At 36.2% G+C, this 22,264-nt stretch carries 20 protein-coding genes; 8 read left to right on the forward strand and 12 right to left on the reverse strand.

Features of this window, described 5'->3' with window-relative positions; genetic code table 11:
- Positions 1 to 10: 10 nt before the first annotated feature.
- The gene (locus OO013_RS08400) at positions 11 to 1,270 is read right to left on the reverse strand and encodes a DcaP family trimeric outer membrane transporter (protein WP_266056344.1); all 1,260 of its coding nucleotides are present in this window, start codon (positions 1,268 to 1,270) and stop codon (positions 11 to 13) included.
- 278 nt (positions 1,271 to 1,548) lie between these two features.
- On the opposite strand from OO013_RS08400, the gene OO013_RS08405 reads away from it, so the two are divergent.
- Positions 1,549 to 2,460 (forward strand): endonuclease/exonuclease/phosphatase family protein, encoded by a 912-nt coding sequence (locus tag OO013_RS08405; protein WP_266056345.1) that lies wholly within the window; start codon positions 1,549 to 1,551, stop codon positions 2,458 to 2,460.
- A 56-nt stretch (positions 2,461 to 2,516) separates the two neighbouring features.
- Positions 2,517 to 2,687 (forward strand): hypothetical protein, encoded by a 171-nt coding sequence (locus OO013_RS08410; protein ID WP_266056346.1) that lies wholly within the window; start codon positions 2,517 to 2,519, stop codon positions 2,685 to 2,687.
- 59 nt (positions 2,688 to 2,746) lie between these two features.
- Here OO013_RS08410 and OO013_RS08415 read toward each other — a convergent pair whose 3' ends face one another.
- Positions 2,747 to 3,409: a peroxiredoxin gene (locus OO013_RS08415; protein WP_266056347.1), complete on the reverse strand. Its 663-nt coding sequence runs from the start codon at positions 3,407 to 3,409 to the stop codon at positions 2,747 to 2,749.
- A 166-nt stretch (positions 3,410 to 3,575) separates the two neighbouring features.
- On the opposite strand from OO013_RS08415, the gene OO013_RS08420 reads away from it, so the two are divergent.
- On the forward strand, positions 3,576 to 4,481 hold the full coding sequence (locus OO013_RS08420; RefSeq protein WP_266056348.1) for a carbohydrate kinase family protein: 906 nt from the start codon (positions 3,576 to 3,578) through the stop codon (positions 4,479 to 4,481).
- A gap of 65 nt (positions 4,482 to 4,546) precedes the next feature.
- Here the strand turns inward: OO013_RS08420 and OO013_RS08425 are convergent, their stop codons facing one another.
- From OO013_RS08425 to OO013_RS08470, 10 genes are all read right to left on the reverse strand, one after another.
- Positions 4,547 to 5,608: a BamA/TamA family outer membrane protein gene (locus OO013_RS08425; RefSeq protein WP_266056349.1), complete on the reverse strand. Its 1,062-nt coding sequence runs from the start codon at positions 5,606 to 5,608 to the stop codon at positions 4,547 to 4,549.
- Between the two features lie 26 nt (positions 5,609 to 5,634).
- The gene (locus tag OO013_RS08430) at positions 5,635 to 6,621 is read right to left on the reverse strand and encodes a HupE/UreJ family protein (RefSeq protein WP_266056350.1); all 987 of its coding nucleotides are present in this window, start codon (positions 6,619 to 6,621) and stop codon (positions 5,635 to 5,637) included.
- A 17-nt stretch (positions 6,622 to 6,638) separates the two neighbouring features.
- Positions 6,639 to 7,511, reverse strand: coding sequence for a peptidylprolyl isomerase (locus OO013_RS08435; RefSeq protein WP_266056351.1), 873 nt, complete (start codon positions 7,509 to 7,511; stop codon positions 6,639 to 6,641).
- A 54-nt stretch (positions 7,512 to 7,565) separates the two neighbouring features.
- Positions 7,566 to 8,390, reverse strand: a complete 825-nt coding sequence (locus tag OO013_RS08440; RefSeq protein ID WP_266056352.1) for a hypothetical protein — start codon at positions 8,388 to 8,390, stop codon at positions 7,566 to 7,568.
- 10 nt (positions 8,391 to 8,400) lie between these two features.
- A complete protein-coding gene (locus OO013_RS08445) occupies positions 8,401 to 8,712 on the reverse strand; it encodes a DUF3604 domain-containing protein (protein ID WP_266056353.1) in 312 nt (103 codons plus the stop codon).
- Complete coding sequence (locus OO013_RS08450; protein WP_266056354.1) at positions 8,678 to 10,291, reverse strand: DUF3604 domain-containing protein; 1,614 nt, start codon at positions 10,289 to 10,291, stop codon at positions 8,678 to 8,680. The genes OO013_RS08445 and OO013_RS08450 overlap by 35 nt, the downstream gene beginning before the upstream one ends.
- Before the next feature lie 29 nt (positions 10,292 to 10,320).
- The gene (locus tag OO013_RS08455) at positions 10,321 to 12,195 is read right to left on the reverse strand and encodes a DUF3604 domain-containing protein (protein ID WP_266056355.1); all 1,875 of its coding nucleotides are present in this window, start codon (positions 12,193 to 12,195) and stop codon (positions 10,321 to 10,323) included.
- 322 nt (positions 12,196 to 12,517) lie between these two features.
- Positions 12,518 to 14,053 (reverse strand): arylsulfatase, encoded by a 1,536-nt coding sequence (locus OO013_RS08460; RefSeq protein ID WP_266056356.1) that lies wholly within the window; start codon positions 14,051 to 14,053, stop codon positions 12,518 to 12,520.
- A 190-nt stretch (positions 14,054 to 14,243) separates the two neighbouring features.
- Positions 14,244 to 15,257 (reverse strand): hypothetical protein, encoded by a 1,014-nt coding sequence (locus tag OO013_RS08465; protein ID WP_266056358.1) that lies wholly within the window; start codon positions 15,255 to 15,257, stop codon positions 14,244 to 14,246.
- A gap of 47 nt (positions 15,258 to 15,304) precedes the next feature.
- The gene (locus tag OO013_RS08470; RefSeq protein WP_266056359.1) at positions 15,305 to 16,861 is read right to left on the reverse strand and encodes an arylsulfatase; all 1,557 of its coding nucleotides are present in this window, start codon (positions 16,859 to 16,861) and stop codon (positions 15,305 to 15,307) included.
- A gap of 586 nt (positions 16,862 to 17,447) precedes the next feature.
- Between OO013_RS08470 and OO013_RS08475 the strand changes: the two genes are divergently transcribed.
- The 5 genes from OO013_RS08475 (at position 17,448) to OO013_RS08495 (ending at position 22,182) form a co-directional block, all read left to right on the forward strand.
- Positions 17,448 to 18,503, forward strand: coding sequence for an endonuclease/exonuclease/phosphatase family protein (locus tag OO013_RS08475; RefSeq protein WP_266056360.1), 1,056 nt, complete (start codon positions 17,448 to 17,450; stop codon positions 18,501 to 18,503).
- A 3-nt stretch (positions 18,504 to 18,506) separates the two neighbouring features.
- Entirely contained in the window at positions 18,507 to 19,205 is a 699-nt protein-coding gene (locus tag OO013_RS20270) for a potassium channel family protein (protein ID WP_266056361.1), read from the forward strand.
- Positions 19,198 to 19,833: a CatA-like O-acetyltransferase gene (locus tag OO013_RS08485; protein WP_266056362.1), complete on the forward strand. Its 636-nt coding sequence runs from the start codon at positions 19,198 to 19,200 to the stop codon at positions 19,831 to 19,833. The genes OO013_RS20270 and OO013_RS08485 overlap by 8 nt, the downstream gene beginning before the upstream one ends.
- 65 nt (positions 19,834 to 19,898) lie before the next feature.
- The gene (locus OO013_RS08490; RefSeq protein WP_266056363.1) at positions 19,899 to 21,872 is read left to right on the forward strand and encodes a monovalent cation:proton antiporter family protein; all 1,974 of its coding nucleotides are present in this window, start codon (positions 19,899 to 19,901) and stop codon (positions 21,870 to 21,872) included.
- A gap of 148 nt (positions 21,873 to 22,020) precedes the next feature.
- Positions 22,021 to 22,182 (forward strand): DUF1328 family protein, encoded by a 162-nt coding sequence (locus tag OO013_RS08495; protein WP_137092642.1) that lies wholly within the window; start codon positions 22,021 to 22,023, stop codon positions 22,180 to 22,182.
- Positions 22,183 to 22,264: the final 82 nt, after the last annotated feature.

Consider the following 22,264-nt stretch of genomic DNA (forward strand, 5'->3'; position numbering starts at 1 on the left):
TATTATACGGTTAAAAGTCGTAATAAACTAGGACGTTAACTCTTATAGCGTCTCCTTTAACGAAGTTCTTATTTGTTCGCTGGCCCCAAATAATTTCTCCTCCGATCTTTGCCCCATCTGATACATCCCAAAATGTGTTGGACCTAATAGTTTGTCCTCTGAAATACCATTCATCAGGATTTATTGCAAATCTTTCTAACTGTAATATTCCGTATGTAAAACTTGTCAGCCACTTTTCATTCCACGAATGTTCATAGGTGGCATTGAACCCATAGTTTAAAGGAAGCTTTAATTTATTATTCTTGTCTATTATAACATCCAGAACATTATTATCCAGATCATTAAAATATCTTGAAATGCCTCTGCCAACTACAGATTGGAAATACCATTTACCTTGCTTCCAGGAATTTATAACTACAGAAGCAGACAACCCATAGCCAAATTTTACAATGACTTCATCAAATATATTCCTACCTGACAAAACAGGTAATATTCCTGATATTTGAAATTGTCCCCAATTATAATTTTTTCTTATCCGTGCAGTAAAATCAGGTGTTAATTGAAAGATTTCAGCCTCTATGCTATCCGGGAGATTTATATTAGGCACCAGATATTCTAAACCTAAATCAAGAGTATAATTATTCCATATATTGGGTAAAGTATATCTCATCTGGGGAGTTCTGATGTTTATGGATGAAGTTGGTCCGGCGAAATCTACAGTAGCGGGAACCGCTGTCACATGAGAGAACAAACTCCAGGTCTGCCCGAATAAAACATTTTTAAATTGTCCATAAGCATGGCGTATCCTGAATCCATCAGCACCCGCAAAATCAGTTTCAAGTCTGATAAATACATTTCCGGAACTTGTACTGTGTGTAACTTCAAATCCGAGTCTGGTTTGACTGATTTGATTTGAATAATTGAATATAGGATTATTATCATCTCCAGTTGGGATTTCATGAGTATTAAAGGAGTTCTCAGATTCTAAATTATTCTGATCCATCACTACATGATACCTAACGGAACCGAGTATTCTTAGCTGTAATTTCTTATCAGCACTAATAATAAATAACCCTCGATCTTGTCCTATATCTAATGGTGCATCTTCAATAATACGAGTTGTATCTACGATTATGCTATCACTTGAACTTATCACTCTTCCAGATATATTTCTGTTCAAACTATCAGGTACATCCTGGCTAAATGACAGGTGAAAAGTAAATAACAACAATAATAAAAACCCCGGAAGTCTGTAGGCTTTGCCGGACATATGAATTTATTATAAATACAAAAATAAATTAGTTATATAACTATAATTTACACTAATGAAACTCAATATTCACCTTAACTGAATTCTTTTTTAATATTATTTTAAATGATTTAAGCCAGCTTCTTATTAAAAAATATGTAGGTGATTCTATAATAGAATTCTTAACACTTTAAAACCATGTCTGGCTAAAATTTGAATATATTTTTACCCTAAAATAATAGTTAATTGACTTATTTTCATTATCTTAAATAAGGATGAGCCGATTAAAACTATATTGTGTGATAATATCCATCTTGTGCTTTACAAATCTGTACTCACAGGTTCGGGTTGCAACATTCAATTGTGAATTCCTGGTAGAAAAAACGATTCACGTAAAATACGGATTGCCATTCAGACTTAGTGATACCACCCAGGAAGTCCGCGAACAATGGACAGATCAATTCAGAAGTAAGAAGTTCAATGAGGCAACTATTGAGGTGGCTAAATATATTCACACCCTGAATGCTGATGTTATTGGTTTACAAGAAGTAGGCCAGGAGGAAGAAGTAGACCTGCTTATTGAAAAACTCGATAGCATGGGAACCAATTATTCTCATTCTCTTGTTTGCTTTTCAAGAGATAACATTACTGGTCAACGGGTAGCTATCCTTTCTAAATTTCCCATTTTAGAAGGTTGGGATGAATTAGACGGCCGATCCTACTTTTTTACTGAACCGGATATGGACGAAACTGATGATACCGGGGTTAGTAAAGGACTGAAAGCAACTATTAAAATTAATAATGATACGGTTGATTTTTATGTCCTGCACCTTAAATCAGAACGTGGTGGAGCCGAATCAGATTATCAACGACTCGGGCAGGCCTCAATTGTAAGAAGGTATATTATCAATTCATTGGAAGTCGGGAATCATGTGGTTGTAATGGGTGATTTAAATAGTCAAAAACGTCATCCTGTGATATTAAGAATTCGGGGTTTTGATGATATTTACGAAGAGCTAATTCAATCAGGAGATGATATTTATATCGATGATAAAACGACAAGGAATACATATACTTATTTAGGTACTCAAGAGCAAATAGATCATATTCTGATATCCTATAGCTTAAGAAAATTTAAAACTAAGATAATCCCTACAACAGATAAATTTATCTCCGATCATAATGCAGTGATAGTTGACATTGATCTTTGATCATTGAACAGCATGAGTAAAGAATTAGCTATTGAAGTACTTAACCAAAAGTTGTCATGAATAGAAAAAACAAGATTAATCTCATTAGCATTTTACTTTTAATAATTTCTGTAATTATGATCTACTTAGGAATTAAAAACAATATCGCTCCACCTACATTAACTGGAGTTGGTTTTATCCTGATTATATGGGCAATACAGGAATTTGAAATTGACAGAAAAAAGTGAGTCTATTAAAATATAAAAGTGACGCCGTTTAAGCGCCACTTTATATGAGCTAAAAAAGATTAGACCAACTCTTTTTTAGCGAGGTAGAAGTCTGTTTTTTCAATTGATTCATCGGCCAGCCTTTCATCCATTTCTTCAAGAGTTTTTGGCGGAGGAATAATCACTTTGTCTCCTTTTTGCCAATCCAGAGGCAAGGCTACTTTATGTTTATCTGAGATTTGTAATGCTTCCAGTACCCTCAAAATTTCGTTCATGTTTCGACCAACATTTAAAGGATAATACATGATTAACCTGACTTTTCTTTCCGGATCTATGAAGAATACTGCCCGTACGGCGGCGGTCTCATGCTCATTTGGTTGAAGCATACCATACAGTTTTGATACTTTCATATCAAGGTCAGCGATTATCGGGAAATTAAAATATACTCCGGTATTTTCCCTGACATTATTCACCCAGGCTAAATGAGAATGGATGCTATCAATGCTTAACCCGATAAGCCTTGTGTCTAATTTATCAAATTCATCTTTGCGTTGTGCAAAACCGCTCATTTCCGTAGTGCATACCGGGGTAAAATCAGCAGGGTGAGAAAATAAAACCACCCAGTTATCTTTAGCATATTCAGAAAACTTAATACTTCCTTTTGTTGTCATTGCCTCAAAATCAGGAGCCAGGTCACCAATTCTGGGCATTGGATTTGTGTTGTTTAATTCAGTACTTTCCATGGCTTTTAGTTTTTATATATAGAAAATTACCCATTTATCATATCCCGGAAAGTAACTTTCATCACTTTAAACAAATGAAATTATGTCCTGTTTAGATAGTTAAGTTCTTTCGTTATATTAGGATTGATATAAACACCAAAAACCGATATACAAACAGGATTACATTATGATAAAAGATAATAGAAAGATTAAAGTTGTTACATTTGGCGAAGTTCTCTGGGATGTTTTTGAAGGAAATAAGAAAATTGGAGGAGCCCCGTTAAATGTTGCATTAACAATGCAAAGCCTTGGAGCGGATGTTTCAATTATCAGTGGAATTGGGAGTGATCATAATGGGGAGGAATTATTAAATATTATCCATCAGGATATAAATGTTGATCATATTCAGAAAAATAAAAATCTTGCGACAAGCACAGTTGATGTTCAACTAGATGAAAATAAACAAGCAACGTATATTATTCATCAACCTGTAGCCTGGGATGAAATTATGTTTTCGGAAAAGTTGAAAAATGTTGTTGATGGATGTGATATTTTTATTTTTGGCTCCCTTTCATCTCGAAGTGAAATGAGTAGTAAGACCTTGATCAGACTTCTTGATAACGATGCATTCAATGTATTGGATATAAACCTCAGAGCACCACATTATACTAGTGAAACATTGTTAGGACTTACCAATGCAGCAGACTTCGTTAAATTCAATGATAAGGAAATTGAAGAGGTTATTAAGCTTGTCTACGGGCAACCTTTTGAAGGAATTGAAGAGGCAATGAAGTATATATCATTAAATTCCGGGGTAGATAAGATATGTGTGACTAGAGGCGACAAAGGAGCTGTTTTATATTCTGATGGTGATTTTTTTTATAATCCTGGTTATAATGTAGAAGTGGTAGATACTGTTGGGGCAGGAGACTCATTTCTAGGCGCATTAGTTTTGAAAATATACGAGGGAGAGGATCCGCAAAAAGCACTTGATTTTGCTAGTGCCATGGGGGCTTATGTCTGTTCTAAACAAGGAGCTAATCCTGAATATAACGAAAATGATATTGAGGAGATCATGGGTATGGTAAAATGAATATAGTTATAGATGAAGTAAGCCTGGACACTTTTCTATTATTGTTTAGGTTCTAGGTAGTATTATTAGAATGCCTCTGTTAACCTGAAATAAATCCCCCAGTCACGAATACCACCGGCAACATCGATTCCGGCATTAATCCGTTTATCGGGTATCATCATATATCTGATTCCGGCACCACCACCAGGCAAAAGCTGGCTCCAGCCTTCAGGATCATGAGAGAGGGCCAGTCCTGCAAAAGCGACCATTCCCCATTTATTATAGAATGTCAACCGGTATTCGACTTGTATTGATATATTTTGCTCACCACGAAATTCTCCCTGAGTATAACCTCTGATATCTGTTCTTCCAATCGTTCTTTGAGCTTCAAACGGTATGTCATCACCAACAGCAAAATAACTATATAATCTTGTAGCTATGGTTCGTACTGAATCAACTGGAAAATATTTGTTTATCTCTAATTGAATATTATTGAATTTCACATCAGAACCAAGCCAATCACGATAACTAAATGTTGATAGTTTGGCATATAATCCGAAGTGAGAATTATAAACGTTTGAACGATCATCCCATTCCAAAACACCTCCAATTCCATTGAAAGCGCGTGTCTCATTTTTTACTTCTACAGGAAGGTCAAATAATGTTTCTCGCTTTGAAAAAATAAGTTGAGGTCCAAGGTAAAGATTTTCTCTTAACCTGATTCCAAAATTGAAATAGGCAAAATCAGATGCTGTATTAAAATCTATAAATACCCCACCAGGGAAAAATGTATCTTCATAATATTGAAAATTGAAATCTACCAGTCCAGCAGCTGCTTTTATTCTAAATTTATTCTCAGCGAAAAACAATTGAGCATATGGTAATACGATCCATGATTTGTTTGTAGACCAGAAGCCTGTAACGCCAACTGATGAAATAGGTGAAATGGTATCTTTTTCATTTAGTTTAAAAAATCCCATCCCCATCGCACCAATCTTAAACCCAATCGAACGGTTGTAGTCTATAGTAGGCAGACCGATTATCCGGAATTTCTTTGCCTTTTTTTGGACATCTTGTCCTTGAATAGATAAAAACGAAACACATAATAAACTGATTATTAATAAGAAAGGTGATTTTGTTTTGATCATCTCTTAAATAGTCAGTTGTTTGTTTTTTAAAACCAAAATCCGGCAATACGCTCAATGGTCCAGAAGGCTGCTATAGATCCGATTGCATAGGCAGGAATCTTTTTAATTATAAGCGGCCAGTTCTTCTTGTATGACAATGCACGGATCACCAGTAAAACAACTAAAACAAAAGCTATCTGACCCAGCTCAACACCGACATTAAAAAAAGCCAGCGCCAAAGGTATATCTGTTTGAGGAAGTCCGACTTCAGCTAATGCACCGGCAAATCCAAAACCGTGTAAAAGGCCGAAGGTAAAAGCCACGAGCCATGGTTTTTTGCTGGTAATCGTTTCTTGTCCGCTTGCGTTCTTAACTATCTCAATTGCAAGAAAAACGATACTCAGAGCGATAACAGCTTCAACCGGAGGCCCGGGTAAATTAGCAAAGCCCAAAACAGCCATGCTAAGTGTTATACTATGTGCTATGGTAAATGCAGTTATGGTCTTAACGATCTTTTTAAATCCCTTTGTGATTATAATTAAAGCCAGGACAAAAAGTAAATGATCTATACCAAACCAAATATGTTCAACACCCAGAACTGTATAATTTTTTATAACCAGAAAAGTGCTCATTTTACCGGGAATGATCTTTTCAGGATCGTCAGGTTTTAGCATAAAAGATACCTTTTCCCCGTTGAGGTAATCTACATTTACCAATACATCAATCATGGTTTTTTGCAATCCATCAATTATCAGGTCTTGCCCTTCAAGAGGGTTTGATGTGGTCAATGAATATGAGTACAACATCGCACCTTCCATTAACTTTGGCATTACAATCTCAGTTAATGATTCTGATTGTGGAAATACCGGACTTAACCGGATGACCATATCACCACGACGTGGGATCTTCCAGAAAACATTATAGGTGGTTTCATTTACCTGCTTGATATGTAGATATGCCGGCCTCATTTCATGAGACAAAAGGATTCCAGGCAGAAACATTAAAATGAATATTAAATAATATCGTTTAATCATCTTTAATTCAAATTTTGTTAACTACCGAATTCTGTTAAAATCTTTTCTTTTATTTCGCTATCCAGATTGGCTTCAAGCTTGAGGTCATAACTCTTTTTGATATTTTTATATATCTTTTCCCGGCTATCCAGTTCCATATCGTAATCATAGTCTCTTTTTATGACATCCTTCATTTGAGCAAAAGAGGGTAGTTGAGGATCCGTTTTCTCGGTGATATAAACGAGATGTATACCAAAACCAGATTCAATTGGACCAATCCATTGATTTAGCGGTTGATTTTCCATTGATTCTGCGATATTGCCACCAAGTTCTGAGTTCAGTTTATTGGCATAGATGCTCTCATAATAAAAAGGAAAGGGTAGAGGATCTCCTAATTTTGTGAACTCATCAATAGATATATCACTATTATTTTCTAATACTAATTTAGCTTGAGTGACCGGATCAGAATGATTGTCATAGGTAAAGCAGACCTGGTAAAAGCTATATTGAGCAGGACGCATATACCTTTCAGAATGTTTATTGTAATATTCTTTAAGGTCTTCCTCGTTTGGGTTATTCACCATCGCTGAAACATCACTGGTAATAAAATCCATTTTTTGAGCCAGCCTTCTTTTTATAACCTCATCATTATGATCGAGGTTCATTTTTAACGCTTCCCGATACATAACTTCCTGCTTGAGTGTTTTATTGATCAGACCAGCGAGTTCTTCTGAGGTAGGTTTTCTCTGCCATTGCAATTCCCATATTGAAACCATATGACTGATATCGCTGTCGTCAATGATTATTGCATTTTCCGAATCATTTTCATCAACGGTAAAAGCATAAACTATAAATATGGCAAAGCCAATTAATACAAAATGCAAAAATGGCTCTTTTAATAGTTTTTTCATGATCATAAATTGATTTGATAGATATATTAAAATAACTAGAAATGATATGCTAACCTACTTTGGAAATAAGAATATCAGAACTGCTCTTCCTCCCAGATCTGCTCTTGCACCGTCGGGAGCATCCAGATTAAATCTAGGGCCGATTACAAGTTGAAATTTTTGTTTGCCCAATGCACTTACTGCACTAAAAGTCGGGTTTAACCATATAGTAGACTGATTTGATTCCCAGTTCTGTGTCCATTCAATATTTGCACCAAGTCCTGCACCGGTTTTCCAGTTGTAGATAATAAAGGGCTGCAGAAACATTTGATTTATATCAGGCTTGTTTTCATCACTCGAAACAGACCATATTTGATTTATTAAACCACCGATAGTCCAGCCATTGGTCTGAGTTAAAGCCACTGCTGTAGGACCGACACCGAATTGATCAGCGGTGAGATAATCATTTGATCCGATTGGTAATAGAAATACTGGTCCGACACCCCAGGTTAATTTTTCTGAATTGCTGGGAGAAAAAAATGCAGATACAACTGCATCACTAAGGCCGCTTTGCTTACTACCGGGTTCGGTTATGTTATATTGTGTAACTATTGGAAAGATATATCTGGTTATTAGATTTAAATTGTCAGATAACTTGATTGGGACAACAGGCTGAATATTTAATGTGTTTCTTGTGCCTTCCAGATCACCGATTCCAAAATCGGTATTATTCTGAAATGGGATGGAAATTAAAGAGGCTATGGGATTAGCCAATTTTTTTGCTAGTTCTTCTGCTTCAGATTCAGACTTTTCATCAATTAATTCTTCTTCCTGAGAATACGTCAATATAGATGTCAATGAAAGAAAAAGAATAAAAATGTGTTGTGTAGATATCCTCATAACTTAAGTTTTATTGGTTTGGATTATACCAGATCGGAGAGCTATACACTCTTTCCTGAATAGTTTCCGGATGATTGGTTTCTTTAACATCTATTCCAAGTTCTATCGCATCAAGTAAAGAGTATCTCGGCGTAGGGATCTCTAATACCCGAACATAATAGAAGGCATTTTGTGATGGGTTGAAATCCGGATCAGTCCAGACTACTTTCAATTCTGCGTCACCAATCGTATTGGTATATTTTCCAGTAGCAAGATCAACGGTATTTCCCACTGGTACACTACCATCGCTACGATCGTCTGAAAGGGCAATAGACTTTTTCATTTGTGCTTCCGTCAGCTTCAAGCCATCCTTTTACTACCTGAATTCTGTCCAGATTAGCAGCATTTGGATCTTTGATAGCAGAGATCATGAAGGTTGGTGCTTTTTCTCCATTTTGATTCAGGTCACCACCCATGGGTACACCTTTATCATACCCGGTTTCAACCATATTGTTCCCCAGGTCATCATTTGAAAAATCAAACCCTCCGAAAAAGCGAAGTGTTATTCTTGGTCCAGTAGTAGCATATACTTCTTTTCTCTGGAATGCATCGACAATGCTTTGTCGGGTATTGCTTTCAGCCCATGCTGCAACCCAGCCGGCAGCACCCATATCCCAGCCTTTTGATGATCCGATACCAGTTGGATGCGGTCTTTTCGAAGGTGTTGCATCGTGCTGACCCTTACCAGCAAAATTTGTTTCTTCTATTGATGACATTCCGGTATGAGAATCCGAACTTCCTATTAATCCAATTTTGTAGGGATTTATGCCTAGCTTTTGTTCCAATTCCAGACCACGTTTTAAGCCGGAACGTACATAATCGGCTTCAGTAGGTTTAGACCTGGTGCCATCTGGCGTTAAAGCAAAATCATACGTTTCAAAATCAGCAAATTCATCATTTGGGGACAGGGCAGGGTGGGTTTCGGAATCACCTTTGATTTGGGTGATTTCAACATTCCGCTCCCACTTCATACGGCTTTCAGCATATTCCCTGTCTATTGGTTCTCCATTCAGCCGAGTCTCAGGAAACATCAATCCCAGACTGATATTCGGATTATGTGGAATGGCGACAAACTCTGCGCCAGTACGACTACTGGTTTCTTCGAGCCATGTCCATAGGTCTTCAGGATTATCACTACTTAATGCACTATAGGGTAAAAACTGATCGGCAACATCTTTACCTTGTGGCATAAAAACTACCCGATGTAGATTAGCCCCGCTATTGTTAGATGACCATTCCCAACCAATTAAAGTAGTGAAGGTTCCCGGATCATTGTGTGCTTCTGCTGTTTCAACATACCGCGCCCAGGCTTCTTTGCGGTTTTCTCCACCAAGATCATTAATTAAATCTTTACTTCCCAGATTGGCCTCATTAGGCTGGTCAAAAGCTGCGAAGTTCAAAATATCATAGATTTTTTGAAGTCCTTTCTCGTCAGTTTTATCTGGTGCGATTTTCAAAAAGGCCTGACCTGATTTGGAATCAGAAATTCCCGGGGTATTCTCATACATTAATGGAATTGCACCAAGTAATTCTGCATGATCAGCAATGACAAGAAAGTCCAGTGGTTCAGTCAATTTCATTGGTCTTCCCGTAGTCGGACTTTCTACTTCTTCTCCCTTTGCGAAACGATAGGCAGTTTCGGGAGTGGAGTTTGGTGTTCCAAATAAGTACACATCAAAGGAATTACCAGTATGATTATGTGTATCACCCCAGTATACATTCTTTAATGGATTTGATTTGATTTCGTTATCAACTGATATTTCCTCAGTTGCTTCGGTTGATTCTTCTTGTTCTTCAGTTCCAGAGCATGAATTCAAAATTAGGAGAATAGCGAAAATATAATAGTAACTGATTGTTTTCATAGACTGTATTCCTTAAGATGTATCAAATGTTATTTTGACGGGGTATACCAGATCGGGCTTGTCCAGGCTCTTTCCTGAATGCTTACCGGCAGATCTTCACGGGGCTCTACACCCATCCGTTTGGCATCATAAGTACTCCATCGAGGTGTAGGTATCTGGATAACTCTTGCATAATAATATGCATACTGAGTTGGATCAAAATCAGGATCTTTCCACACTGTTGAGAGTTCAGTATCGCCGATATCATTAGTGTAGCTAGCTTCCTTCGCATTAACAGTATTGCCTACCTCAGGTGCATTCCCTTTATTATCAACTTGTCGATTGTCAGAGAGAGCTACGTTATATATTTTTTCCACAGTATTCCCATTTAAATCAACCCAGCCTTTTATGATTTGTATGCGATCAAGATTAGCTCCATCTGCTTCTTTTATTGCTTGAATTAAAAACACGGGTGATTGTCCTTCAGAGGCACTCTTTAAATCACTTCCCATTGGCACTCCATTTGAATAAGCTTGCTCAAGCCAGTCATTATTATTTAGTATTTCATCATTAAAATCATATCCTCCAAAAAACCGCACTTTCATTCGTGGGCCTGAAGTAGCATAGGTTTCTTTGTTTTTGAAAGCTTCGAATATTGCTTCACGAGTATTAGATTTTGCCCAGACAGCAGCCACACCACCGCTACTGAATTCTCGAACTTGTTTCGCAGCTGCGTCACTTACTCCGGGAGGTCCTTCAAGTCGATGTTTAGGGTCATTTTCAAACCCGAATTTACCTGTATAGTTATCTTCCTCTATCGATGAGGCAGAATTATGGGTGTCTGAATCTCCAATAAAACCATATTTAAATGGATTTCCTTTTCCTTCTTTTTGATATTTCAATCCACGGGTTAGTGCTTCACGCATATAACCACCCTTTTTATTCTTTGGTGGTGTTGCTGTTGAGGCGAGTGTATAATCCCAAAGCTCAAAAGATGCAAATTCGTCTTTAGGAGAAAGTGCAGGGTGAGTTTCAGAGGTGCCTTTGATCTGTGTTATTTCATAAACTGGTTCATTACGCATTCTTGTTTCAGAATAGACCTTATTAATTTGACTTCCTCCATATGATTCACCGTTCGGAAACATTAACCCATCACTTGCATTACCATTATGAGGAATTGCCATAACCTCATTACCTTGCTGACGTTGATTATCCATCCATTCCCATAACTTTTCAGGTTCATCTGAATCAATAGCAGAAAAAGGAAGCTTAGGCACATTGTCAGTATCCTTAAATACGACTATCCTGTGAAGGTTTCTCCAATCAGGATTAGAAGTCCATTCATACCCGGCAAAAGTGGTAAATTCACCAGGAACATAATGGTCATCGGCAATATTTACAATTTTGGTCCATACATTTTGCTGAAGCTCAGGGTCACCTAATATGCTGTCATTTCTACGATTAGAGATATCATCAAGGATTTTTGTGTAAGCATCAAAAGATTTTTTCGGATCATCACCGGTAATATCTTTTGCGAGGGGATGTTTATTCGCCGGGCTTTCAGAATTTTCCATCATGGGAAGAGAACCCATAAACTCAGAGTGGTCCGAAACTACATACCAGTCTAAAGGAACTTTTATCTGTAGTGGAGTTCCATCACCACCGCCTGGAATGGACTCTCCCTTAGCCCATCGATAGGCACCGTCAGGATCGGTAGCTGCTCCATTAATGAATGCGTCGAACGACCACCTCGTATGAATATGAAGGTTGCCAAAATAAACATTCTTTAATGGATTTGATTTGATTTCGTTATCAACTGATGTTTCCTCAGTTGTTTCGGTTGTTTCTTCGTTTTCCTTATTATCTGAACAGGAAACAAGAAATACGAATATCATCACAATAAGGTAATAACTTATAGCCTTCATAGATCGAGTGTTTTGTAATTGATTTAATTTATATCCAGGTTTTGATAGTGGATAAGAATCAAAACTTGAATCAAATACTATTATATAAGTTAATGCATTTATTTTTATACTTAAAATAAAACCATCATCACCTTACTGTTTAGGGTATATGTTGTTAAGGTTTCTCACAAGTAACACGAAGACGTTATAAGATTAATAAAGAAATAACTGCATTGGTATTAATTACACAATGCAGTTTTTATCAAATATTTAATAACTATCTAAATCAAGAATAGTGGTTCAATCCTAATAACTATGGAAAACATTCCTAACCTGATTTTATTTACTGTTTTGCTTTTTTTATAAATTCATCAACAACATTAGACATATCAAATGATTTACCTCCCTGAACAGGTGGATACTCTTTCAGTGTCTGTAAATGTTTGCCCATGAGCTCACCCATCGGTTGAATCAGCCAGGATACTTTTTGCATCAGGTGACCATAGGAGTCGGTGTTATCATAACTTTCATACGGGTCCATTCGAATATTGAAAACCAGGGGAACTGTTCGTGGCTCAAGATTAGCGTAGTAATCTTCTTTTGTTGAGAAATGGAATTTCCAGGGCCCCATTCTCACGGCCGTCAGCTTACTTTCATAGTAATGGAAAATATGATTTCTGGCTGATTTATCAGTTTTTCCCATCCAGTAATCCAGGTTATTTACACCATCAATATATTGATTTTTCTCCTTCATCATTTTTTCAGCTACATCATCTACTCCGGCAGCCGCAGCCAGGGTTGTAAACAGATCCTGATGACTTTGAATTCCATTAAGTTGAGTTCGAGCAGGTATTTTGCCTGGCCATCTTACCATACAAGGTACCCGGACTCCACCTTCATAGGTTGTCATTTTTTCACCCCGGAACGGTGTAGTACCTCCATGTGGCCATGAAGCATGTTCCGGTCCGTTATCTGTTGAATAAAGAATAATGGTATTCTCTAAAAGCCCCATTTCTTCTAACTGATCCAGTACATAGCCTATATCTGAATCATGTTGTAACATTCCCGCTCCATAATAATCTGCTTCACTGGTGTATTTTTCTACTTTATTAAGCCATTTATCTTCTATTCTGGTATATAAGTGCATTCTACTTGTATTCAACCAGACAAAGAATGGTTCATCGTCCTCTTTAGATCTTTTAATGAAATCCAGTGCTTTAGGAATCACTTCTTCCCGGTCAAAATTTTTCATTCGTTCCTGGGTTAAGGGACCAGTATCTGTTATGCGTTGTTTACCAACTTCACCGAAACGCGGGTCAGATGTATCATCATATTCGTCTGTGGCAAAAGAATGGATTACACCTCTTGTTCCGAATTTCTTTTCATATTCTTCCAAAGAACCTTCATAAGCCCTGGCAAAATTCTGGTAGTCTCTTTGTTCTGCTTCTTCTTGAGTATTCAGGTGATATAGATTACCAAAAAACTCTTCGAATCCATGTACTGTGGGAAGATGCTCATTTCTGTCCCCCAGGTGATTCTTACCGAAGTGTCCTGTGCTGTAACCTTCTGCCAGAAGAACTTCTGCCAGGCTTGGAGATTCTTTCTGGAGACCCAGGGCATCACCAGGTTGTCCTACAGTAGTCATTCCTGATCGAATAGGGTATTGGCCTGTAATGAAAGCCGCTCTTCCCGCAGTACAGGATGGCTGGGCGTAATGATCAGTAAAAATAATCCCCTCTAAACCGATCCGATCGATATTTGGTGTTCGGTAAGCCATCACTCCATGCTCATAAGCACTGAGATTAGACCAGCCGATATCATCTCCCCAAATAACCAGGATATTGGGTTTATCCTGACTATGTGCAATAGTAGTACACATAATCAACATGACGAATAGATAATGTTTGATTTGCATAACGGTGTTTATATTGGTTTATAATTGATTTAATAATCTTCCTTTAATAGCATCCCCAGAGGAATTCAATAAACATATTTTTTATTAAACCCAGCAAAAGTTTATATTAAAAGAATTAATTATCACTATTAACTGTTTCGAGTATATATTGTTTTTAAAATCCAATAAATCGGTAATTTAAGTTTAACATAAACTGGCTTCTCTTACCAAACACGCCTAATTCAGTTCTAAGTATCCAACGCTTATTGAATTGATATTGTGCTCCGAAAATCAGATTCATAGGTTTGGCTACTTTTTTATCCAGTTTATAATTTATGATAGCATTATCCGGATCTATTCCATTACTTATATCCTCTAGTTTATCGATGATTTGATTAGCGACTAGTCTTTGTGCAGGTGGGAGGGTAGAAGCCCAGTCTCTTAAGTTATCAATGGTTTGTCCACTGCCTGCATTTGGAAAAACATTTTGCAAGGGAATACTACCTTCGGTATCACTTTTAATAATTTGATAGAAAGCGCCGGCCCATATTGCCAGGTTGCTCTGTGGGTTGTTGGCGTTAAAAAACGTATGACCTAACCGCAAACTTCCATTATATGCCGGTACAGGCTCCACAACCACCTCTACATCTGCCCAGTTATAGTTATTGTCCCAGGCCAGCCAGACAGGTCCTAAGGATCCGGCTAAAGTAACTCCCAAACCAAAAGAAGATGCATTAAATCTTTGTGAGGTTCTAAGACCAATTGGATCTAGTAGCGTGACTTCCGTTTGCGTAGTGCCACCACCAATGATCGCATATACATTCATAAATGGAAAGATCCAGATGTCAGGTCGTATCGTATAGGCATTAGTTGTAGCAACAGTGGGTGCAAAAACAATAAAATCACTCATGTCGACTAATTCACTATCGTTAAAGCCTAATAAAGTACTTTCGATTGAAATTTCCTGTGTCTGAGTAAAGTAAACACCACTTATTCCATAAGCATATTGAATATCATAGCCTCTTTTATACGCCTGTTTCCCAAATATTGGTAAAATTCGATCGTAATCCATTTGTTCCAGGCTATCGAAATAGGCGTTATAGATATCATTATCAAATTTTCGAACGGATTGACCTGATAAAGATAGTGTGCATGGTAAAAAGAATAAAAAGAATAGTATCCGATCCATATTAAAAATAGAGGGATTTGAGTCTATCAAATCCCTCGTTTGTTTATTTAATGACTTCTACCCATTTCAAGTTGCTTTTGTATCGAACTTAAATTAAAAGCTCCCGGAGATTGACTTGGAGGGTATTCTTCCATCGTCTTTAAGAAATTACCTGCCATTTGTTGTATTGGTACCAGAACAAAAGCTCGTTCAAGTAACCAGTCATAATATGTATTTGAATTATGTTGTGCTTTCTCAAAAGGATCTCTTCTTAAATTAAATACCTGGGGCACTCTTAATTCGACAAATGGTTCTACCCAGACACCGAATTTCTCGCCTCTGTTTTCCATGAAAACTACTTTCCAGTCATCATACCTTGCCGCTACTATCTGACCATCATCGTTTACATACCAAAACTCACTTCTGGGTGATTTATCCGTTTTTCCTGATAAATAATCATTTAAATTATATCCATCTATGTGGTTTCTGTAATTTCTGCCATTTAATGATACTCCATCTAAGAGTTTTTGTTTGATTTGATCATTACCGGCAATTGCTGCGAATGTTGGAAGCCAATCTTCATGTGCTACAATACCGTTTAAAGTAACGTCTTCCTGCCATTTACCCGGCCAACGCACAAACGTCGGAACCCGATAGGCACCTTCCCAGTTAGAATTCTTCTCACTTCGAAATGGTGTGGTGCCTGCATCGGGCCAGGTGTTGTAATGCGGCCCATTATCTGTTGAATACATTACTACAGTATTATCTGCAATTCCTAATTCATCTAATACTTTAAGTAATTCACCAACATGCATGTCATGCTCAACCATACCATCATGGTACTCATTACCACTTGGTCCTGAAATTCCCGTATGCTCTTCTTTCACGTGTGTTCTGAAGTGCATTCTCGTGCCATTCCACCACACAAAGAATGGTTCTCCGGCTTCATGTTTCTCTTTAATGAACCGTATTGCAGCTTCAACGGTTTCATCGTCAATAGTCTCCATACGTTTCTTTGTCAGAGGCCCTGTATCTTCAATTTTTTGGCCACCATTACCATCAGCCCAGCTGTGAATAACTCCTCTGGGACCATAAACTTCACGAAAAGTTTTTCCATTTTTTAATACCATGTCACGGGGATAGTCCCGGTTTTCAGGTTCTTCTTCTGCATTCAAATGATATAAATTACCTAAAAATTCATCGAAACCATGCATAGTAGGTAGGTGTTCATCCAGATCACCCTGGTGGTTTTTCCCAAATTGACCAGTAGCATATCCTAAACTTTTTAAAACTGTAGCCATTGTAACATCAGATTTTTGCCAGCCTTGTTCCGCTCCCGGAAGACCTACTTTTGTCATTCCTGATCGAACCGGTACACTTCCAGAAATGAAAGCTGCTCTACCGGCTGTGCAACTTTGCTGTGCGTAATAATCTGTAAAAGCAACACCTTCTTTCGCGATTCTGTCAATATTAGGTGTCTTATATCCCATCATTCCCCGGTTGTTATGACTAACATTCCAGGTGCCAATATCATCACCCCAGATTACAAGGATATTAGGTTTTTCTTGACCATATGAAAAAAAGCACACGAATAGGAAAAGGACTGATAAAAATACCTTTTTCATATAAAAACAAATTTAAGTTAAAGTGATAGACTCATTATAAAAGCGCATAAAGTCATATTTAATATAAGAATAATTTTATTAAAAAATAACTGATTCGGGTAAGTGTTTGTCGTAAACTTTCTAAAAAAGTGTCAGGAAATATAAAATTTAAATAAGACAAACCATTATAGAGTAAATAATGATAGAGACTAATTATGAAATTACTCTTAGTAAGAAATCTACCAAGCAGGATATATTAATCGGATTGAATGATTACAGAATGATGAGAATTTTAGTATTAGAAACAATTGGATATTAAACAAAAAAGCATGATCAATCAGACGATACTTATATATACAAATTAAATTTCGAGTCAATTACATTTGATAACTGGTAGTTACCCTGCCTTAACTTTAACAAAATTCTATCTTTAACATTGTTTATGAAAAAGCCCGGAGATCTGCTAATTAAATAGATTTTCAATAAATATAATTTTATTATCAGGAATTGGATCAGCAAATATTGAAAGATTTAATTATACTACCATCAATTAATTTTTAAAATAGAAAATTTCTGTTGAAATTATAGTAAATAATTTATAATCATTTTGGAAGTAATTTTAACGATAGTAATAAGAGTCTTAGCCATACTTATGGTGTTTGCTACTATATTACCTTTAATAAGAAATGACTTTTGGACTTTTCGGGTGTTTGAATTTCCAAGACTTCAAAAGTGGGTCATTAATCTGGTTATAATCTGTATTTTCTTTGCATATTTTAAGGATTTTCAGATCATTGATATAATTCTCCTTGTTTTACTTTCAGCAAGTATTATATTTCTATCTTATCAGATTTATCCTTATACTGTTTTTTCACCCATTCAATTAAGTAGAGTAGAGGAAGACAACAGAAATAATTTACGTCTTCTGATATCAAATGTCTATCAGTATAACAAGAAATATGGTAAACTAATCAAATTGATCTCTAAAAACGACCCTGATATTATTTTACTGGTTGAAACGAGTGCAGACTGGCGAGAAGCTATGGATAAGGCAATTGGAGATCAATATACTGAACGGGTGTTAGAAGATCAGGAAAACACTTATGGGATGTTACTTTTTTCGAAATTAAAACTTGAAAATACCCAGGTTAATCATTTGATTAAAAATGAAATACCTTCTATAGAAACAACTGTAGTTTTGGGATATAATCGCATAAAATTATTTTGTCTTCATCCCGAACCACCTGTCCCAAGTGAAAATGCCTGGGCAACAGACAGAGATGCAGAGATTCTCATAGTTGGTAAAAAAGCAGTAAAAGAGTCATTACCTGTAATTGTGGCAGGTGATCTTAATGATGTAGCATGGAGTCATACTACTGAGTTATTTCTTAAAACAAGTGATCTTCTTGATCCGAGAAGAGGCAGGGGGTTTTACAATACATTTAATGCTAAATATCCATTACTCAGGTGGCCTCTGGACCACATATTTTGTAGTCATCATTTCCAACTTGTGAAATTAAAAACTCTTCCTTCTATAAATTCCGATCATTTTCCTGTCCTGGTGGATCTTGCTCTCACTTTTAAATATGATGAGGAAAATAACCTCCAATTGGATTATGAGGAAAAGAAAGAAGTACAAGAAAAAATAGAAAAGGCTGAATAAATAGTGGCTAAAAAATATAAAATTTCGCTTTGGGTTAATGTTTTACTTGCTATAACCCTATTCTTTACAATATTTGTCGTTAATCTTCTTCCCGTAGAGTTTAAAAGGGGAACTTATGGGATATCATATGCCTTCATTATTTTGTTTTGTAGTTATGTGGTTAGCCATAAAACTAATGAGATTCATAAAGCAAAAAAATCTAAAGTATTTGTTGTCGGACTGACACTGTTTATCCTGAGAATAGGAGGGAGTTTAATACCCGAATCATTATTTTTCAAAATTGTATCAGTAGCCGAGCTTTTCTTTTTTATTTATATAGTTTTCCGCTTAATAATTATAATTGCTGCCGCCCGAAAAGTGACCCCCAGTGTCATTTTTGAAGCCATCAACGGTTATTTATTATTAGGAATAGTTATTTCATTATTGATTGGTATCGGATATTTGTATGATAATAATTCATTTAATTTTTCAGTTAATCAAACAATTCTAGATGATGATATCGGTTCTAAAACAGGGATGTTCCTATACTATGGTTTTATTACTCTCACAACAGTAGGATATGGTGATTTGGTGCCGTCTTCAAATTTTGGTCGCTCTATCGCTATATTTACAGGGGTTGCAGGACAACTCTATCTTACTGTAATTTTAGCATTTTTAATTGGAAAACTAAGTTCCCCAAAAAGACCCTCTAAAAATGACTGAATTTTCTGAAGTAGATATTAATACATGGAAGAGAAAAGATCACTTTCACTTTTTTAACACTTTTGATGAGCCTTATTTTGGTCTTACAGCTGAAATGAATTGCACTGCAGCTTATAAACTTTGTAAACGAAACAACTGGTCATTCTCTTTATATTATATGCATTGTATACTTCGGGTTGCAAATTCTATCGATGCCTTTAGGTTAAGAATCTCTGAGGATAAGGTGTTGAAGTATAATACTGTTAGTTTATCATCTACTGTTTTAAGAGATGACCGAACATTTGGCTTTACCTCTCTTAAATTTTTTGAAGACTTTGATGAATTTGCAGACAATGCCACAAAAGAGTTTAATGACGTAAAGCAATCCTCAGGTCTGGATGTTGAAAGAGCAGGCCCTGAAGCTATTCATTTCTCTTCGATTCCATGGATCAAATTTTCATCTATTAGCCACGCCAGGTCCTTTAAATATAAAGATAGCTGTCCGAAAATTTCTATAGGCAAACTAACAAAAGATGACAAGGAATACACTTTCCCGGTTTCTGTTCATGCTAATCACGCTTTAGCCGATGGTTATGATATCGGGATGTTTTTCGAACAACTTGAAAAATTATTAAATATCCAGGAATAAAAACTTTTCAGATCATCAGTATTGATTATCTTCATGGAAATTTATACAATAATTTCCTTTGACCAATGCACGCAGCACCTCTACTAATTGACATACTTTATTTACTTGGTATTTCAGTATTGGTTGTACTAATATTTCAAAGCCTGAAGGTACCTACTGTAATTGGATTTCTTGCTTCAGGTGTAATCATAGGGCCATCAGGATTAAGCCTGGTAGCAGCCAATGAAGAGGTAGAAATGCTCGCAGAAATCGGCGTTATATTTTTGCTGTTCGTTATTGGCCTTGAATTTTCGATTAAAAAACTGGCTTCCATTAGAAAGACCGTTTTTTTGGGTGGAAGTTTACAGGTGTTAGCAACTATCCTCATTATATCTCTGATAGTTTACATTTTCGTAAACGATATAATGGTTGCTGTTTTTATAGGCTTTTTATTTTCCCTCTCCAGTTCAGCTCTGGTTTTCAAAATGCTTCAGGATAGAAATGAGATGGATATGCCACATGGGAGATTTTCTCTGGGCATTTTGATATTCCAGGATGTGATAGTGGTACCTATGATGCTAATCACCCCGATTATGGCTGGAAATACGGAAAATGTTCTGGGAAGTATCACAGAATTAGCGATAAAAACGCTGATAATAATAGTTTTTACCTTACTGAGTGCACGATATGTCGTTCCTAAATTGATGCACTTAGTTGCAAAAACCAGAAGTAATGAATTATTCATCTTCACTACCTTAACTATTTGTCTTGGTGTTGCTGTATTAACTGAGCAAGCTGGTTTATCACTAGCATTTGGAGCTTTTATCGCTGGCCTAATAATCTCAGAATCAGAATATAGCCATCGGGCTGTAAGCCTTGTGTTGCCTTTTAGAGAATTATTTACAGGCTTTTTCTTTATCTCAATCGGGATGTTATTGAACCTGGATTTTCTTTGGGAAAATATTTTGATAATAATACCAATTCTAGTTCTTGTATTTCTTCTGAAATCATTTATTGTCTTTTTTGCATCCAGTATATTAAAATATCCTTTCAGATCAAGTGTAGTAAGTGGTCTGGCATTATTTCAGGTAGGGGAATTTTCATTTATATTATCACAAGTAGGTATAGATAACGGACTTTTAACACCCGAGTTAAATCAATATTTTTTATCTATTTCAATTCTGTCGATGATATCTACTCCTTTTGTAATGATGTTTTCTGAAAAATTATCCATTTTTCTCTCTGGCAAAAGGAGCCATAAAAAAAGAAGACTTGATGATTTGAGAGAAGAGAAAATTATTGATGCTGAAGACCTTAAGGATCACCTTGTTATCATTGGTTTTGGATTAAATGGACGTAATGTTGCTAGAGCAGCTCGACTTACAGACATACCATATAGGATAATAGAATTTAATGCAAAAACTGTAAAAGCAGAAAGAGCAAAGGGTGAGAAAATATTTTATGGTGATGCTTCAAACGATTTTATACTACATAAAGCCAAAATAGAAAAAGCACGAGTAGCTATTGTAGCAATTTCTGATGCCAGTGCCACCAAACGTATAGTTTCAAATATACGCTCACTCACACAATCTGTTCACCTGATTGTGCGTACCAGATTTATTACCGAAACTGATGAACTTTTATTATTGGGTGCAGATGAGGTTATTCCTGAAGAATTTGAAACTTCCATTGAAATATTTACTAGGGCATTACACAGATATCTAATTCCAGTACACAGAATGGAAAATATAGCTAAGCTTTTTCGCTCTGACAATTATGAATTGCTAACCAGGAAAAAAGAAAGAAAGAAAATAAGGCCTTTAGGTATTCCTGAAATAAATATTGAAGCCATAAGAGTTATATCAGATTCAGGATCAATAATAGGAAAATCTCTGGCTGATTCTGATATCAGAAAAAAATTTAAAATCAATATCCTGGGAATAAATAGAAAAAATGAATTTATTCAATCCGGACCAGAGGAAGTGATCAGAAGGGGAGACGTGATTTATGTTTGCGGTAAACCCGATGATATTGTGAACTTTAGCAAGGTAATTAGCTAATATTATTGTACCGAAAAAACTACGATTGGTGTAGAATCTTTTCCCCTACATTCTTTTATTGGCAAGTAAAATCCCTTTAAACAGGCTTTAACTATAATTGGCAAAATTTTGGTGGTTTAAAAGCCAAAAAACAAATAATCAATCTATTATGTTACGTTGGACAATAATTTTCTTAGTAATCGCTATTATCGCAGCACTATTTGGATTTGGAGGTATAGCCGCAGGTGCAGCATCTATTGCAAAAATTATTTTCTTCATCTTTATTGTACTGTTTGTCATATCCTTGATAGCAAGGCTGGTCAAGAAGTAAATGTGAAATTGAAATTACTAAAAGCCGCTCGAAAGCGGCTTTTTTTATGTCCGAGTGTGACATTAGTTACTTTTTTTGATTA

Origin of the sequence: Mangrovivirga halotolerans (assembly GCF_026241165.1) — a bacterium.
GTDB lineage: Bacteria > Bacteroidota > Bacteroidia > Cytophagales > Cyclobacteriaceae > Mangrovivirga > Mangrovivirga halotolerans.